The following is a 16,487-nucleotide window of genomic DNA, read 5'->3' on the forward strand; positions in this document are numbered from 1 at the left end:
TTAATGATCGTTGTGGCGATCCAGTTGCATCAGTGCCAAGGCCAAGCCTGAGCAGATCGTGACGCCGGTCAACAGGGGCAGGGGCGTGCCGTTGAATGCAAGGCCAACAGGCGCTGCGATGGCAATCGCAGCCATGGTCGGAATTGCGCCGATAACCGCGCTTGCAGTGCCAGCCACATGGCCCAGGGGTTGGATTGCCAAAGCGTTCAGGTTCCCAAAGCTCAATCCGTTCAGGAAAAACAGCGTTGTGGCCCAAAGGCAAAAGACGATCAAAGCAGTCTCGCCTTGTGGCATATAGAACGACCAATAAATCAATGTTAGCCCGGCCAGTACCGTCTGCACGGCAAATCCTGCCTGCGCCAAGCGACGCATTCCAATCCGCATCACAAGACTGGCATTCAGAAGCCCTGAAGCCGCAGAGAATATCGTGATAACGGCAAAGTAAATCGGAAATTTCGTACCCGCCCCCAACACATCGACAAAAATCTGCTGGGCCGAGCTGATAAAGGCCATAAGCTGTGCGAATGCAAAGGTGATGACCCCCATATAGATCAGCGTCACTTTGCTTTTCATCACGATGGCAAAGGCTTTGACTGTCGGGCGCGGAGACAACGGGCGACGGCGGTCGGGGGGGAGGGTTTCTGGCTGGCGCAGCAGAAACCACGTCAAAATGACGATGGCCAGCAGAATATAGGTGGTGAACATATGCCGCCATCCGAAGCCCAGAACGACCCATTGACCGATCAGTGGGGCAATCGCTGGAACCAGTACGAAAAACGTGAACGCCATCGAGTTGACGCGCGCCATTTGCCGCCCCTCATAAAGGTCACGCGTCATGGCCATGCCACAAGTACGCGGCCCCGCGGCCCCAGCACCTTGCACAAAGCGCCAGAACAGAAGCGCCTCAAGCGATTGTGCCCAAAGCGCGGCAAACGCGGCAATCATGTAAAGCGCCATGCCCAGCGCAAGGGACCACCGTCGGCCAATCGAGTCAGACAGGGGCCCAAAAATCAGCTGTCCGGCACCCGCTCCGATTACGAAAGCGCTGATCAACAGCTGCGCGCGATTAACATCCTCGGGCACAAGAAGGGCCGCGATCTCGGGCAGGGCGGGCATGATCGAATCGATCGAAAATGCCACCATCGAAAATAGTGCGGCCATCAGCAGCACATATTCTCGCAAGCTTAATGGTTTGACCGGAGATGCGGGCAGGATGCTCACGAAGCGGGGCCCTCGTCCTCTGTTTCAGCCGCGTCCAATTGGGCTGTGATGTCATCAATCACTTGCTGCCACAGTTTGATGGGTTGCGCGCCTGGAACCACATGCTGGTTGGCAATCAGGAAGGTCGGGACCGAGTTTACGCCCTTGTGACGCGCATCCATATCGCGGGCCAGAAGATCGCTGGCGTCTGATGACGAGTCTAACAGGCGTTTCACCATGTCAGCGTCCATCCCAGCACCTGCCGCGATGTCGCACAGGACATCAGCCTGACCAATGTCTTTGCCATCAACGAAATAGCCGCGGAACAGCCGGTCAACGATTGCGTTTTGCTTGCCTTCCAGCCCAGCCCAGTGAATTAGCCGATGCGCGTTCATCGTGTTTGGCGTGCGCTTAATAGCCTCTAAATTGATGTCGAGGCCGGACGCCGCAGCTTCTTCGATCACGGGCAAATACGCTTTGACGGCTTTCTCCTTGCCGCCGAATTTGCCTTCCAGATAGGCGCGCCGATCCATGCCTTCGGGCGGCATTTCCGGGTTCAGTTGGAACGGGTGCCAATGGACCTGAAACGGATGATCCGGGCGCGACTCCAATGCGAAATCAAGGCGAGTCTTGCCAATGTAACACCACGGGCAAATTGGGTCAGAAAAAATGTCCAGGCGGATCATAAATTACTCCTATGGCGGTTAGCTCTATCTGGGATTGACAGGGATGGGAAGAGCTCACTTGTTTTTTGTGTCATTTGCAACGATCAGCCGACGCAAAGCGGCGCGCGACAACTTGTTATTGGTAGATCTGGGCAGAGCGTTTACGGCTCGAAACAGCCTTGGGCATTTGTAGTGAGCCAGCAGAGAATGAGCATGGCGCGTCAACTCCTCCTCGGCGATTGGGGCGTCTGACGGGATATAGAAGCAGCCAATCACGGATGCATCGGCTTTCACGGAAATTTCAATACAGGCGGCTTCGCTGATGCCGGGATGCAGGGTCATGGCGGTTTCGACTTCGATTGGCGAGACGCGGTAGCCGCCAGCATTCATGATGTCATCACCGCGCCCGTCATAGATGAACGCGCCTGCTTGCGTCATTGATACGCTGTCACCAGTTAGAAACCAGTCGCTTAAGAACTTGTCCGCTGTCGCTTCGGGTGCATTCAGGTACTCAAGCATCAAGCCGGGATCGCTGCGATGGATGGCCAGTGTTCCGGTGGTGCCAACGGGAACGGGTGAGCCGCTTCTGTCCAGAACCGCCAAATGGCGACCTGTTTGCCCAAAGCCCAGCGCGCCGTCTGGCGCGGGCTTTGACGGGGACCCCGATATGAAGGTCGAGCATTCTGACATGCCAAATGCTTCGTGAATTGGGGTGTGGGTCTGCTCCTCCCACCGGGTGCGGGTGATTTCGGGCAGTTTTTCGCCGGCGGACAGGCCATGGCGCAGGTGGGGCAGCGTCGGCAGCGTCGCTTTCAATATTTGGCGATATACGCCGGGGGCTGCCGCGAAAATCGAGACGTTTTCGCGGGACAACAGCGCCGAAAGGTCATTGGGTGTGTTGCCTGCGGCCGGGATTAAAGCGGTTGCGCCAACAGACCATGGATCCATCAACCCCGTGCCCAGTGTGTAAGTCCAGTTAAAGGCACCTGCATGCATGACGCGGTCGTTTTCGGTGATTCCATACCAGCCGTCCCACATCATTTGACGTGCCCAGATGGCGCGATGTGCGTGCAGCACGGCACGCGCTTGCCCCGAGGTGCCAGAGGTGAAGATAATATAAGCAGGTCGTTCCGGGCATCCTTGGTGATAGGCGGCTGGGGAAAGGTCCGTGAAGCCATGCAGGGTCTTCGTCTCAATCACGCTGCAGGGGGCGGGATCAGGCAATGCGATGCCGGGTTCTGCGATGATCAGAGACGGGGTGACCAGCTTGGCCATGCGCGTGATTTCCGATCCGGTCAGCTGGGACGAACTGGGGATAGGAACCAGCCCGGCCGCAATGGCCCCTAGAAACCCCAACGGAAAGTCCACCGTGTTGCCCAGCCGAAGCAGCACGCGATCTCCGGGCTGCAAGCCTTGGTCCAGCAGACCTGTCGCAACGCCCAAAACAGCACGTTCAAGCTGCGCATATGTCCAGCGCGCATTTGGTAAGGTGTCAGCCGACACGATCTCTAACGCGATCTTGCCCCCTAAACGGGCTGCATGTTGCAGCACATATTGTGCCATGTTGAACGACGCGGGAGCGGGTGGCAGCGGTGACGAAGGTCTTAATTCCGAGATCATAAGTCTGATGTGCCAAGGGTTGGTCCCGGATGCAAGCCGTGCGGTTGCATCGCGACAGATTGTCTGTATTCAAGGGACATGACCAAGACCAACCAACCCAGCCTGATCAAGCTTGCCCGTGAAACCGGGGAAGATCTGCCCGACCCCAGCCCGTTGAACTTGGGCGAGCGTGTGCGCGAGCTTCGTAAGTCGCGTGGTTGGACGTTGGAACAGGCAGCGGGGCAAGCCGGGCTTGCGCGCTCCACCCTGTCCAAGATCGAGAACGGTCAGATGTCGCCAACCTATGAGGCGTTGAAGAAGCTGGCCGTTGGGCTTGAGATCTCGGTGCCGCAGCTGTTTACCGCGCCCAAATCTGCGCAGGTCTCGGGCCGGATGGTGGTCACAAAATCCGGCGATGGAAACGAACACCCCACCGCCACTTACGAGCATGAGATCCTGGCGGGCGCGCTGACCAAGAAGTCTATGCTGCCCTACCGCGCCCGTGTTCGTGCGCGTTCGTTTGACGAATTCGACGGCTGGGTGCGTCATGATGGTGAAGAGTTTCTGTATGTGCTGACCGGAGCCGTGCGTCTGATTACCGAGTTCTATGAACCGGTTGAAATGCGTCGCGGCGACAGTGCTTATTACGACGCCTCGATGGGGCATAACGTGGTTTCGGTCAGCGAAGAGGATGCGATGATCCTGTGGGTGACCTCGCTGACCTAAGGGTCAGGCTTCGGGAAACCAGTGGCGTGTGCGGTTGGCAATGGCGACCAGCGACAGCATCACTGGCACCTCGACCAAGACGCCGACCACTGTGGCCAGCGCCGCGCCCGAGTTCAGCCCGAACAGCGAGATTGCCACCGCCACTGCCAGTTCGAAGAAGTTTGACGTACCGATCATGCAGGCTGGTGCCGCGATGTTGTGCGGCAGCTTCATCGCCTTCGCCGCACCATAAGCAATGGCGAAGATGCCATAGGTCTGGATCAGCAGGGGCATTGCAATCAGGACAATCGCCAACGGTTTCGCCAAAATAGTTTGCGCTTGAAATCCAAAGAGCAGCACCACAGTGGCAAGCAGCCCCACGACCGACCATGGCTTTAGGCGGGCGAGGAAGGCGTCTAGCTGGGCTTCTCCGTTCTTCGCCAGCCGTGCTCGCGTCACGATCCCGGCGGCAAGCGGCAGAACCACGTAAAGAATTACCGAGAGCACCAATGTTTCCCACGGGACGGTGACGTCCGAAATGCCCAGCAGGAAGGCGGCAATGGGGGCGAAGGCGAAGATCATGATCACGTCATTCACGCTGACCTGAACCAGCGTATAGGCCGGGTCGCCCTTGGTCAGCTGGCTCCAGACAAAGACCATGGCTGTGCAGGGGGCCACACCCAGCAGGATCATGCCCGCGATGTATTCATTGGCGGTTTCGGGCTCGACAAGCCCGGCAAAGATCACACGGAAGAACAGCCAGCCAAGGGCGGCCATGGTGAAGGGCTTGATCAGCCAGTTGATCACCAGCGTCAGCACCAGCCCCTTGGGGCGGCGGCCAATGTCTTTGATCGATGCGAAGTCGACCTGCACCATCATCGGATAGATCATCACCCAGATCAGCACGGCGACCACAAGGTTCACCTTGGAAATCTCAAGCGCAGCGATGGTTTGGAAAAGGCTGGGCATCAGATTGCCCAGAAGAACGCCTGCAATGATGCTTAAAGCGACCCAGACGGACAGGAAACGTTCGAAAATACCCATGTGACCTCCGGGCGGCGGATGTTCGCGTTATGCGATGCGTAGTCGCCGCCCGAAATCAGTTCAAGCTTATTCGTCGTACCACCAGATTTCCGGCTGGAAGCCCAGATAATCGCCATACATCGGAATGCGCTGGGGGAAGTGCAGTTCCTTGGCATGGGCGATCCACGAGACATCGCGATACCAGATCGGAATGACATATCGACCGGCCATCAGCAGGCGATCCAGCGCCTTGGTGGCGGAGCGGAAATCCTCTTGCGACTGTGCGGATGGGATCGCGTCGATCATCGCATCAATAGCCGGGCTTTTCACGCCCATCAGGTTGCGGCTGCCAACTTCATCTGCGGCAGCACTGCCCCAGTTGAACTTCTGTTCGTTGCCCGGCGACAAGGACGCGCTGCGCTCGATATAGGTCATATCGAAGTCAAATGCCCGGGTGCGTTCCTTGTATTGGGCGCTGTCGATCGAGGTGACTGAGGGCGTGATCCCCATCCGGCTCAGCGCGGCCATGAAAATATCCATGGTCTGGCGGGTCTCATTTGCACCTTGCTGAAGAACGATTTCGAATGTGAAGGGCGCGCCTGCCGCGTTTTTCATTTGGCCGTCCTGGACCGTCCAACCCGCGTCCTCCATCAGGGCTATGGCCTTGCGAAGGCCGGCGCGGTTACGCTCGGATCCGTCGGAAACGGGCAGGGCATAGCCATCAAGAACGTCAGCCGGGATCTGGTCCGCGAAGGGTTCCAGAAGGGCACGGACTTTGCCTTCGGCCGGGGCGCCGACGTCCATGCCCAGAACCGAGTTGCCGAAATAGCTGGGGATCCGCTTGCGGTCGCCGTCATTGATCGTCTGGTTGATGAACTCATAGTTAAACGCGTGGATCATCGCGTCGCGAACGCGGATATCTGCGAAAACTGGGTTGCGCGTGTTCATCACATAGCCCCACAGCCCGCTGGGACGCTGGTGCTTGATCTCAGACAGAACCACATCACCTGACTGAACTGCGGGGAAATCAAACTGCGTGGCCCATTTCTGCGCGTTGAATTCGCGGTGAGTGTTGGCTTCGCCAGCTTTGAACGCCTCAAACGTCACGCCGCCATCGCCGTAATAGTCAAAGCGAATCTCATCCAGATTGGCCTGACCTTTCATAAAGGGAACGTCCTTGCCCCAGTAATCGGGGTTGCGTTTCAGGGTCAGATATCGGCCCGGCTCGAAATCCCCGATTGTGTAAGGGCCCGAGGTGATGGGCAGTACGTCGATGCCAGATGCCTCGAAATCTTTGCCTTCCCATTGTGCCTTTTTCAGGATCGGGCGCATGCCCGCCAGCAAAACCAGTTCGCGATTGTCTTCTGTGAAGGTGAACTTCACGCTGCGTGGACCCGTCTGTTCAAGCGTCTCGACCTGTTTCCAGAACCCGTGATATCGGGGATGGCCGATGGTGCCTAAAGTCTCGTAGGACCACATGACATCTTCGACCGTGACGGGCGACCCATCCGAGAACGCGGCTTCCTCGCGCAAGGTGAACTCGACCCAGCTGCGATCGCCGTCGGTTTCGATAGTCTCGGCCAGCAGGCCGTACAGCGTGAACGGCTCGTCCCAACTGCGGCCCATCAGGCTTTCAGCCAGCATGAAGCGCAGCTGCCACGGGGTGCTGCCCTTACGAATATAGGGATGCAAACTGTCAAAGCCGCCCGATTCTGCGAAGACAATGCGCCCGCCTTTAGGCGCGTCCGGGTTCACATGCGGCATTGCCGCAAAGTCGGCGGGCAGGGCGGGGGCACCGTACATGGCAATGCCATGTTGCGGTTCGGCATGCGTAGCCAACGCCGCCGACAACGTCACCGCGCCGGTTGCGATGATGCCACGAAGCTTTTGGGGTAGAATTATTCTCATTGCGCTGTGATCCTTCACATCCCGGATTTACTTGGGGCCTGATTTATTTGGGGCCTGATTTAGTTAGACAAAGACTAGAGGTGGAAAACAGTCTTTTCAAACTTTTAGCTTGGATAAAGGCGCCCAACCGCTTATAAAGAATGCACTGCTCGATAGGTTTCTTGCCTGTATGAAACCTGCCTCAATAACTTTGCGCCCGCCTTGTGCGGGCGTTTTTTTTATGGCGAATCCGGGTGGTGAGCTCAAAACAGAAGCCGTCACGCGACACTGAAGAATCGGGTGATTCCAAAGGCGAATTTCCCCGCGCAAAAGCACTGGTACCTTGGATTCCTTGCGTTATGCTGCACTGCAACAGATTTCATGACGTGGATAAGGAACGCAGTTATGGCCATTACAACTTCGCTGGAAGGTAAAACCGCCGTCATCACGGGTTCGAATTCAGGCATTGGCCTTGGCGTCGCGCGAGAGCTTGCGCGCGCAGGTGCGGATGTTGTCCTGAACTCCTTCACCGATTCGCCCGACGATCACGCCATTGCGGACGCTGTCGCGAAAGAATTTGGTGTAAACGCGCGATATGTGCAGGCGGACATGTCCAAAGCCGAAGATTGCCGCGCACTGATTGAAAAGGCCGGGCGCTGCGACATTCTGGTGAACAATGCAGGCATTCAGCACGTCGCCCCGGTTGAAGAGTTTCCGGTCGACAAATGGAATGCAATCATCGCCATTAACATGAGCTCGGCTTTTCACACCACGGCGGCAGCGGTTCCGCAGATGCGCGCCAACGGGTGGGGACGGGTGATCAATGTTGCCTCGGCACACGGGTTGACCGCGTCGCCCTATAAATCCGCCTATGTCGCAGCCAAGCATGGTGTGGTGGGCCTGACCAAGACCGTGGCCTTGGAAACAGCCGAAGATCCGATCACCGTGAACGCAATTTGTCCGGGTTATGTGCTGACCCCGCTGGTGGAAAGCCAAATCCCAGACACGATGCGTGAATATGATATGTCGCGCGAAGACGTCATCAAAAATGTCATGTTGAAGCGCCAGCCGTCGAAAGAGTTCGCAACGGTCGAGCAGATGGGCGGAACCGCCATTTTCTTGTGCTCGGATGCGGGTGCTCAGATCACCGGGACGACGATCTCGGTCGATGGCGGCTGGACGGCTCTTTAAATCATGGCCTCGCCCAAGCGTATAAATCTGGCGCTCCAAGGGGGCGGTGCACATGGTGCCTTCACTTGGGGCGTGCTCGATTGCCTGTTGGAAGATGAAGGGATCGAGATTGCTGCGATTACCGGAACTTCAGCGGGCGCATTGAATGGTGCAGCGCTGAAGGCGGGGCTGGTGTCGGATGGTAAGGGCGAGGACCGCGATGCGGCACGGGCATCTCTGGATGCACTGTGGCATCGGTTGGCGGGCGTAAATGACCTGCGTTTGACCACTTGGTTTGCGCAGTTTGCACCGCATAGTGACATGATCAGTCAGGCGCTTGAAGCAACGCCGATCTTTGCATGGGCTGATATGGCCAGCCGGATGGTCAGCCCTTATGATTACGGTCTTTTCTACGCGAACCCGCTGAAACCTGTGGTCGAGGTATTCGACTATGATCAGGTTTGCGCCCATACCGGTCCGCAGCTTTATGTTTCGGCCACCAATGTGCGCACGGGTAAGATCCGGGTGTTCCAAGGGGACGAGATCTCGACCGAGGCGATATTGGCATCGGCCTGTTTGCCAACCTTGTTCAAGGCGGTCGAACTTGAGGATCCCAAAACAGGCACGGTCGAGGCTTACTGGGATGGCGGCTATACCGGCAACCCAGCGCTGTTTCCGCTGTTTAACCGTGCACTACCCGCCGACGTGGTGGTAGTGAACATCAACCCTTTGTTCCGGCCGGACATCCCGACCTCTGGCCAGGACATTCAAAACCGCATCAACGAGATCAGCTTCAATTCATCGCTCCTGCGCGAGTTGCGGGCGATCCGCTTCGTCAAACGTCTGATTGAGGAAGGTCAGATGTCGTCAGACCAGATGCGTGATGTGTTGGTGCATATGATCGCAGATGATGCCTTGATGCGGGACCTGTCGGTGGCCACGAAGCTCATTCCCGCGGCGGTAATGCTGTCGCGGTTGAAAGAGGCCGGGCGCAAAGCGGCCAAGACCTTCTTGGCGGCGCATCGCGGGGATCTGAACACTAGAAGTACGGTGGATCTGGAAGAGATGTTTGGTTAGTTCGGTGCCCTGGTCACGACGCCCCACTGTTGCGCCTCCATAGTTGTCGGCAACGCAATAGCACCGCACAGATCGCGGGCGCTATAGTCTCGAGAAATGATGGAAGGGCTGCGTTCTTACAAACTCTGTTTGTGACCTTGGAGACCTATATACGATGGAAGTCGGTTCCTGATTGATTCAGCCATGATCCCCCCTGCTGCCAAAAGCTTTGAAGCCCCTCAACAATAGTACCACCCGCAGGCCCAAACAAATACCCGACCGCACTGGTAATAGCGACGCCACCAGCCGCTCCCAACGCGCCCACCAGAATCTGGCCTTTGGCACTTGGCATATTTTGGATAATACATGTAAGCCGTTCGATTTCTTCCTTTTGCTGCTCGATAATGGCTACAAGCCGTTCAACATCGTTTTCCCCGTGCTTCTGCTGCTGCATCGTATGCCCCAAGACACGCAAAGCGACAGCGAAATCAATAAATACGCTTCCGTCGTCTGGGTCATTTAGGCGGGCCTCTTGGACCGAGACTTCGATTTGTTGTGCCGTGTGCAGCGCTACTTGAGCACAGCTCGGTGCTGTGCGCAGTAGGAAACGGACATGTTCACGCAGCCCAGTGCTTCCGCTAGGGGGCGATGGCCGTTTCGGGTTCGCTTGATACGCGGCTTCCTCATTCATGGTATGACGTTCTTCCGAATAGGCGGAAGCCTTTGCGACACCATGAGCGATGAAATTTACGGCATCATATCGAGTAATACCTTGCTCTAGCAGAAAGTAGGCAGCGTTGGACTCCCTTTCTGCGAAGATCGCGACCAAGACGTTCGCTCCAGTCACTTCTGTTCGTCCCGAGCTCTGAACATGGATTGCGGCGCGTTGGATAACCCTCTGAAATGCAGCTGAAGGAACGGCTTCTGTTTCATCTTCTTCGATCAGCGATGCGAGATCATTATCAACAAAGCTTTCGATAGTTTCTTTTAGTTCGGGAACGTCTACCGCGCAGGCAAGAAGCACACGGTTGGCAGCCGGTTCATCTGCGAGGGACAGAAGCAGGTGCTCAAGCGTCGAAATGCTATGGTGCCGGTCATTGGCAAGTGCCAACGCGTGGTGAATGGATTTTTCTAGTGGAGGTGAGAAACTGGGCATTCTGAAAGTGTATTCATTCTTGGGTCAAATTATGAATATACTCTCATTGCTGACTGCCCAATATGCAAGAACGATTTGGGATCGATGTTTTGCTAGGGCTTAGTGTAGCGTGCCATTCAGAACACCTAGTAACAGCTTTGCGGCAATCGCCCACATAACTCCGCCGATGATCACATCAAGCCCGCGCCACGACGCGGGTTTTTGCATCACCGGGGCCAAGAAGCGTGCGCCATAGCCCAGCGAAAAGAAGAAGACGAAGCTGGCAATGACCGCCCCGGTGCCAAAGGTGATCCGGGTGGGCCAGTCGGGATAGGATGTGGAAATCGCCCCGATCAGACCCAGCGTGTCCAAATAGACATGGGGATTGGCCCACGTGAACGCAGCAGCGATGGCCAACGTTGCCCACAGCCCGCGCGACTGACCCGCGATTTCCATGGCATAGTCGCCTTTCCACGCGGCCCAAAAACGCATCAATCCATAGACAAATAAAAAGCCCGCACCTGCAAGCGCCATGACCGTGGGCAGGGATGGCATCGCTTGGACCAGCGCACCAAATCCTGCAACGCCGGCTGCAATCAAGATTGCATCCGAGGTTGCACAGAACAGGCACAGCCAGAATACATGTTTCTTCATCAGCCCCTGGCGCAGAACGAAGGCGTTCTGCGCCCCGATCGCCAGGATCAGAGAGAACCCAGTGGCAAAGCCGGTCAGGGCAGGGGCAAGGGTCATGTGTCGGGGGTCTCTTCCGGCGGCTGGCTCGGGTCTTTGGAATTCGGATAGACCAGCCCGGCCGAGATTACCAATTTCGCGGCGTCTTCAACCGACATGTCCAGTTCGACCACGGAATGGCGCGGTACGAACAGTAGAAAGCCCGAGGTCGGGTTCGGCGTGGTCGGCAAAAAGACCGAAATGATATCTTCGTTCACCGGAATACGCGCGTCGATTTCGCCCTTTGCTTTGGTCGAGATGAAGGCAATTGCCCAGATCCCTTTGCGGGGGTATTCGACCAAACAGGCTTTGTCGAACTTGGTGTCTGTGGATTGGCTGAACACAGTCTCAGCGATCTGCTTCAGCCCGTTATAAAGGGAACGCACAACAGGCATACGGTCCACCAATCCCTCACCCCATGACAGGAATGACCGGCCAATCAGCCCCTTGGTGATCCAGCCGACCAACACGGTGAATATCAGGAATACCACCACGCCAAGACCGCGCACGTTGACACGCACATCTTCGCCAAACAGCATCTTGAACCACTCGCTGTCGCCAAAGAACCGGTCAATCAGCGCATCCGGGTGATAAACACCGGGCACGAAGGGCAGAACCCAACTGTCGATCCAGCCCACGAAGGTCCATATCAGCCAGATGGTGATGGCGATGGGAACCACGACGACAAGTCCCGCAAGGAAGTTGTTGCGCAGACCTGTAAAAGGGCGCCACTTACGCCTGTTCTGGTCGTTGTTTTCGCTCATGTAGGAGGGTTCCCATTTCGTCTCGCGTGAAACTTATGTGCTCGAAGCGGGATCGGCAATAGCGCGCGTCATCAAATTCGCGGATGAAGTTGGGAATTTCAGGGGCTTGATCGTACTGCGCGTGGGTTGGGGCTGGACGACATGTTACCGATACGCCTATCACTTTCTTATGTGATCCAATCAGAAAGTAGCCACCCTGAAATGACTGCGCCCAGCCAAATTTCCGTATCTGACCTGACTGAAGCACAGGCGAAAGACGAACTTACACGCTTGGCCCAGCTTCTGGCCTTAGCGAATGTGGCCTATCACGGCAAAGATACCCCCGAGATTTCGGATGCGGATTACGATGCGGCCAAACGCCGTAATGCGGAAATTGAAGAGCGCTTCGCGCACCTGAAGCACGTCGACAGCGCGTCCGATCAGGTTGGGGCGGCACCGTCTGACGGGTTCGGGAAGATTACGCATGAAGTGCGGATGCTTTCGCTGGGTAACGCCTTTACTGATGAAGATGTCGAAGAATTTACTGGGCGTATCCGGTCGTTTCTGGGGCTTCCCGATGATGCGCCCTTGGCCCTGACTGCCGAGCCAAAGATCGACGGTCTGTCCCTGTCGATTCGTTACGAGCAGGGCAAACTGGTTCACGCGGTCACGCGCGGGGACGGATCTGTCGGTGAAAATGTCACGGAAAATGCGCTGACAATCAAAGACATACCGCGGGTTCTTAAGGGTGCTCCGGATGTGCTTGAGGTACGAGGCGAAGTCTACATGTCCCATGACGACTTCGCGGATCTGAATGCGCGCTACGCGGAGCGCGGGGGCAAAGCCTTTGCCAACCCACGCAATGCGGCTGCGGGGTCTCTGCGCCAGTTGGATGCGACGATAACGGCAGATCGGCCCTTGCGTTTCTTCGCCTATGCTTGGGGTGCGCTGTCCGCACCGCTGACCGAGACCCAGATGGGCGCGGTCGAGCGGCTGGCGCAGCTTGGGTTCCAGACCAACCCTCTGACGCAGCGATTCACCGATCTGAAAGACCTGCTGACGCATTATCGCAGCATCGAAGCGCAGCGGGCCACGCTGGGCTATGACATTGACGGAGTGGTCTACAAAGTGGACGATCTTGCGCTTCAGGCGCGGCTTGGTTTCCGCTCGACCACGCCACGTTGGGCGATTGCGCATAAATTCCCGGCCGAGAAGGCTTGGACACGGCTAGAGGCGATCGACATTCAGGTCGGGCGCACCGGTGCGCTGTCTCCGGTCGCGCGGCTGCATCCGGTAACTGTGGGCGGTGTGGTCGTGTCCAACGCCACACTTCATAACGAGGACTACATCGCGGGGCGCGACAACACAGGCGGAGAAATCCGGGGCGGCAAGGATATACGCGTTGGCGATTGGGTCGAAGTCTATCGCGCGGGCGATGTGATCCCCAAGATCTCGGACGTTGATCTGTCCAAGCGGCCTGATGATGCGCAAGCCTATGAGTTTCCAGAAACCTGCCCGGAATGCGGATCAGATGCGATCCGCGATGAAGGTGACGCGGTGCGCCGCTGTACCGGGGGCATCACTTGCCCGGCGCAGGCAGTTGAAAAGCTGAAGCACTTCGTGTCGCGTGGGGCGTTTGATATTGACGGGTTGGGTGCCAAACAGGTCGAGATGTTCTATCACGATGAGGTTCTGCCCATCCGTGAACCGGCCGATATTTTCACGCTAAAGACTCGTGATGCCGGGCAGCTGGCGCGGTTGAAGAACCGCGACGGCTGGGGCGAGAAAAGCGCCGAGAAGCTGTTCGTTGCGATTGAGGAGCGGCGTGTAATTCCCTTGAATAAAGTGATTTTTGCGCTTGGTATTCGACATGTGGGCGAAAGTGCGGGCAATCTTTTGGCGCGCCACTATGGCACGTGGGATGCGTTCGAGACCGCCGTGACCGCCGCCAAGCCTGACACGCCCGAATGGGACGATTTGGTGTCCATCGACGGTGTGGGTGCGGTGATGGCAGGGTCACTGGTCGCGGCCTTCGCGCAAGAGCGCGAGCGCGCCTCGATCGACCGTTTGGTCACCGAATTGGACATTCAATCTGTTGAAGCGCCGAAAGCCGATGGAAGCCCTGTCGCGGGCAAGGTCGTCGTCTTCACCGGTTCACTAGAAAAAATGACCCGCGCGGAAGCCAAGGCGCGGGCTGAATCCCTTGGGGCGAAGGTCTCGGGTTCGGTGTCTGGCAAAACGGACCTTTTGGTGGCCGGGCCCGGTGCAGGATCGAAAGCAAAAAAAGCCGCGGATCTGGGCGTCGAAACCATTGACGAAGACGGCTGGCTTGAGCTGATCGGGGACGCCTGATGTCGAACCGGCCCGAAATCCTGTTCCCTTTGTTCGCCAAGCTGGAAACGCTGGGCGGGATCGGGCCGAAGACGGCGAAGTCGCTGGAAACGCTTGGGATCACTCTTCCACGTGACCTTCTGTTCTGGCTTCCCCATGCGGGGATTGACCGGAAATTTCGTGCTTCTGTCACCGAGGTTCAGCCGGGTGATATGGCCACGGTCGAAGTTGAAGTCGGCCCGCATCGCCCGGGCCGGTCGCGCAATGCACCCTATCGGGTCGAGGTTTCGGACCCACTGACCACGTTTGAATTGGTGTTCTTTCACGCCAATTCGAATTGGCTGGAACAACAGCTTCCCGCGGGTGGGAACCGCGTGATCTCGGGCAAGGTCGAACATTTCGAAGGGCGTGCGCAGATTGTACATCCAGACTTCATCCTGCCGCCGGGCGAGGTCGGGCAGATCCCTGACTTCGAACCCGTTTATCGCCTGACGGCGGGCGTGACAGGCAAGACGGTGATCAAGGGGGTGGGCGACATCCTGACCCGTCTGCCAATGCTGCAGGAATGGATCGATCCTGCGCTGAAGGAACGTGAGCATTGGCCGGACTGGCACGAAGCCTTGCCAGCGGCTCATGCGCCGGACGGCCCGGATGATCTGTCGCCGCAATCACCAGCGCGCCGTCGACTGGCCTATGACGAATTCTTTGCGCATCAACTGACGCTCGCCTTGGCACGCGCGACTGTGCGCCGTGGCAAAGGGCGCGTCAGCATTGGCACCGGTGCGTTACGCGACAAAGTATTGTCCGCGCTGCCCTATACGCCCACAGGCGCACAATCCCGCGCGGTTGACGAGATCGAAGCGGATATGGCTGCGGGAACCCGGATGAACCGCTTGCTTCAGGGCGACGTGGGGGCGGGCAAGACGCTGGTTGCACTGATGTCGCTGCTGATCGCCGTCGAGGCGGGCGGGCAGGGCGTCATGATGGCTCCCACTGAAATCTTGGCGCGTCAGCATCTGGAAGGGTTGCGTCCGCTGGCCGAGGAAGCAGGTGTCGTGGTCGAGATCCTGACCGGGCGCGACAAGGGTGCTGAACGTCGCCGTAAGCTTGAGGCGTTGAAGGCCGGCGATATTCACATTCTGGTAGGCACGCATGCGGTGTTCCAGAAAGATGTGGAGTTTCAAGACCTTCGCCTTGCTGTCGTGGACGAGCAACATCGGTTTGGAGTGGCCCAACGGATGGAGCTGGGCGCGAAAGGTGCAGCCTCGGACGTTCTGGTGATGACCGCAACGCCGATCCCGCGCAGTCTGGCCTTGGCGCAATATGGCGATATGGATGTCTCGGTGCTGGATGAAAAACCGCCCGGGCGCAAACCCATCAAAACCGTGCTGATCAACACGGGCCGATTGGATCAGGTGGTCGAACGGTTGCGCAGTGCGATTGCCGATGGTGCGCAGGCCTATTGGGTATGCCCACTGGTTGAGGAAAGCGAGGTCATGGACATGACCGCCGCCGAAGAACGGTTCAAACATCTGCGTGCCGAACTGGGTGAGGGCGTCGTGGGGATGGTCCACGGTCAGATGCCCGTCACCGAAAAAGACGCTGCGATGGCGGATTTCGTCGCTGGCAAAACAAAGCTTCTGGTCGCGACTACGGTGATCGAAGTGGGTGTGGACGTACCCAATGCTTCGATCATGGTGATCGAACGGGCCGAGCATTTCGGGCTGGCACAGTTGCACCAGCTGCGCGGGCGCGTCGGTCGTGGGCAGGCGGCCTCGACCTGTTTGCTGATGTATCAGGCGCCTTTGACGGAAGGTGGCGAGAAGCGACTGTCGGTCATGCGCGACACCGAAGATGGGTTCGTAATTTCCGAGGCAGATCTGGAGATGCGCGGGGCGGGCGACGTTCTGGGAACCGCGCAATCGGGTCTGCCGCGCTTCTGGGTTGCGGATCTGGAACATCAGGCCGGGTTGATGGCTGTGGCGCAAAAAGACGCGCGGTTACTGCTGCAACAGGACCCGGATCTAAGCACCCCACGCGGACACGCCGCGCGTGTTCTTCTTTGGCTGATGCGGCAGGACGAAGCGATCCGTTTGATTTCAGTGGGTTAGGGTATTTGTTCTCGTAAGTTCACAAATGTTCCTAAAAAGTTCTTTACAAGTGGTTACCGATTGTGCGAACAAAATAGCAACACGGATGCAGTGACACACACTGCCCAGAACGTCAGAGAGCAGGAGCAACCCC

12 protein-coding genes and 1 pseudogene are annotated in these 16,487 nt (G+C 57.5%); 5 read left to right on the plus strand and 8 right to left on the minus strand.

What is annotated here, in order from left to right:
* The 3 genes from FIL88_RS05770 to FIL88_RS05780 are packed head-to-tail and all read right to left on the minus strand — an operon-like array spanning nt 1 to nt 3,428.
* Nucleotides 1-1,221, minus strand: coding sequence for a multidrug effflux MFS transporter (locus tag FIL88_RS05770; protein ID WP_142852827.1), 1,221 nt, complete (start codon nt 1,219-1,221; stop codon nt 1-3).
* Nucleotides 1,218-1,886: a DsbA family oxidoreductase gene (locus tag FIL88_RS05775; protein WP_142852828.1), complete on the minus strand. Its 669-nt coding sequence runs from the start codon at nt 1,884-1,886 to the stop codon at nt 1,218-1,220. Before FIL88_RS05775 ends, FIL88_RS05770 begins: the two co-directional genes overlap by 4 nt.
* Before the next feature lie 54 nt (nt 1,887-1,940).
* Nucleotides 1,941-3,428, minus strand: a complete 1,488-nt coding sequence (locus tag FIL88_RS05780; protein WP_246066618.1) for a class I adenylate-forming enzyme family protein — start codon at nt 3,426-3,428, stop codon at nt 1,941-1,943.
* Nucleotides 3,429-3,563: 135 nt separating this feature from the next.
* Between FIL88_RS05780 and FIL88_RS05785 the strand changes: the two genes are divergently transcribed.
* Entirely contained in the window at nt 3,564-4,190 is a 627-nt protein-coding gene (locus FIL88_RS05785; RefSeq protein WP_142852830.1) for a helix-turn-helix domain-containing protein, read from the plus strand.
* A gap of 3 nt (nt 4,191-4,193) precedes the next feature.
* On the opposite strand, the gene arsB is transcribed toward FIL88_RS05785, so the two are convergent.
* Entirely contained in the window at nt 4,194-5,213 is a 1,020-nt protein-coding gene (arsB, locus tag FIL88_RS05790) for an ACR3 family arsenite efflux transporter (protein WP_142852831.1), read from the minus strand.
* Nucleotides 5,214-5,279: 66 nt separating this feature from the next.
* A complete protein-coding gene (locus FIL88_RS05795) occupies nt 5,280-7,100 on the minus strand; it encodes an extracellular solute-binding protein (protein WP_142852832.1) in 1,821 nt (606 codons plus the stop codon).
* A gap of 384 nt (nt 7,101-7,484) precedes the next feature.
* Between FIL88_RS05795 and FIL88_RS05800 the strand changes: the two genes are divergently transcribed.
* Together FIL88_RS05800 and FIL88_RS05805 are read left to right on the plus strand one after the other, a co-directional pair.
* Nucleotides 7,485-8,270, plus strand: a complete 786-nt coding sequence (locus tag FIL88_RS05800; RefSeq protein WP_142852833.1) for a 3-hydroxybutyrate dehydrogenase — start codon at nt 7,485-7,487, stop codon at nt 8,268-8,270.
* Nucleotides 8,271-8,273: 3 nt separating this feature from the next.
* On the plus strand, nt 8,274-9,326 hold the full coding sequence (locus FIL88_RS05805) for a patatin-like phospholipase family protein (protein ID WP_142852834.1): 1,053 nt from the start codon (nt 8,274-8,276) through the stop codon (nt 9,324-9,326).
* Between the two features lie 676 nt (nt 9,327-10,002).
* Here the strand turns inward: FIL88_RS05805 and FIL88_RS16900 are convergent.
* From FIL88_RS16900 to FIL88_RS05820, 3 genes and pseudogenes are all read right to left on the minus strand, one after another.
* A pseudogene (locus FIL88_RS16900) lies at nt 10,003-10,461 on the minus strand (Clp protease N-terminal domain-containing protein); the annotation flags it as partial.
* A gap of 99 nt (nt 10,462-10,560) precedes the next feature.
* Nucleotides 10,561-11,190 carry a LysE/ArgO family amino acid transporter gene (locus FIL88_RS05815; protein WP_142852836.1) on the minus strand — a complete coding sequence of 210 codons (630 nt, stop codon included), beginning with the start codon at nt 11,188-11,190 and terminating at the stop codon, nt 10,561-10,563.
* The gene (locus FIL88_RS05820) at nt 11,187-11,933 is read right to left on the minus strand and encodes a DUF502 domain-containing protein (protein WP_142852837.1); all 747 of its coding nucleotides are present in this window, start codon (nt 11,931-11,933) and stop codon (nt 11,187-11,189) included. The genes FIL88_RS05815 and FIL88_RS05820 overlap by 4 nt, the downstream gene beginning before the upstream one ends.
* 201 nt (nt 11,934-12,134) lie before the next feature.
* Here FIL88_RS05820 and ligA point away from each other — a divergent pair, with 201 nt between their 5' ends.
* Entirely contained in the window at nt 12,135-14,264 is a 2,130-nt protein-coding gene (gene ligA / locus FIL88_RS05825) for an NAD-dependent DNA ligase LigA (RefSeq protein ID WP_142852838.1), read from the plus strand.
* Nucleotides 14,264-16,354 carry an ATP-dependent DNA helicase RecG gene (gene recG / locus FIL88_RS05830; protein WP_142852839.1) on the plus strand — a complete coding sequence of 697 codons (2,091 nt, stop codon included), beginning with the start codon at nt 14,264-14,266 and terminating at the stop codon, nt 16,352-16,354. The genes ligA and recG overlap by 1 nt, the downstream gene beginning before the upstream one ends.
* Nucleotides 16,355-16,487: the final 133 nt, after the last annotated feature.

Origin of the sequence: Aliiroseovarius halocynthiae, assembly GCF_007004645.1 — a bacterium.
Taxonomy (GTDB): Bacteria; Pseudomonadota; Alphaproteobacteria; order Rhodobacterales; family Rhodobacteraceae; genus Aliiroseovarius; species Aliiroseovarius halocynthiae.

Bases quoted from the DNA above. Each gene is read 5' to 3' on its own strand.
- recG (WP_142852839.1), top strand. From the start codon at position 14,264: ATGTCGAACCGGCCCGAAATCCTGTTCCCTTTGTTCGCCAAGCTGGAA.
- FIL88_RS05785 (WP_142852830.1), top strand. From the start codon at position 3,564: ATGACCAAGACCAACCAACCCAGCCTGATCAAGCTTGCCCGTGAAACC.
- FIL88_RS05805 (WP_142852834.1), top strand. From the start codon at position 8,274: ATGGCCTCGCCCAAGCGTATAAATCTGGCGCTCCAAGGGGGCGGTGCA.
- arsB (WP_142852831.1), bottom strand. From the start codon at position 5,213: ATGGGTATTTTCGAACGTTTCCTGTCCGTCTGGGTCGCTTTAAGCATC.
- FIL88_RS05820 (WP_142852837.1), bottom strand. From the start codon at position 11,933: ATGAGCGAAAACAACGACCAGAACAGGCGTAAGTGGCGCCCTTTTACA.
- FIL88_RS05800 (WP_142852833.1), top strand. From the start codon at position 7,485: ATGGCCATTACAACTTCGCTGGAAGGTAAAACCGCCGTCATCACGGGT.
- FIL88_RS05815 (WP_142852836.1), bottom strand. From the start codon at position 11,190: ATGACCCTTGCCCCTGCCCTGACCGGCTTTGCCACTGGGTTCTCTCTG.
- FIL88_RS05795 (WP_142852832.1), bottom strand. From the start codon at position 7,100: ATGAGAATAATTCTACCCCAAAAGCTTCGTGGCATCATCGCAACCGGC.
- ligA (WP_142852838.1), top strand. From the start codon at position 12,135: ATGACTGCGCCCAGCCAAATTTCCGTATCTGACCTGACTGAAGCACAG.
- FIL88_RS05775 (WP_142852828.1), bottom strand. From the start codon at position 1,886: ATGATCCGCCTGGACATTTTTTCTGACCCAATTTGCCCGTGGTGTTAC.
- FIL88_RS05780 (WP_246066618.1), bottom strand. From the start codon at position 3,428: ATGGCACAATATGTGCTGCAACATGCAGCCCGTTTAGGGGGCAAGATC.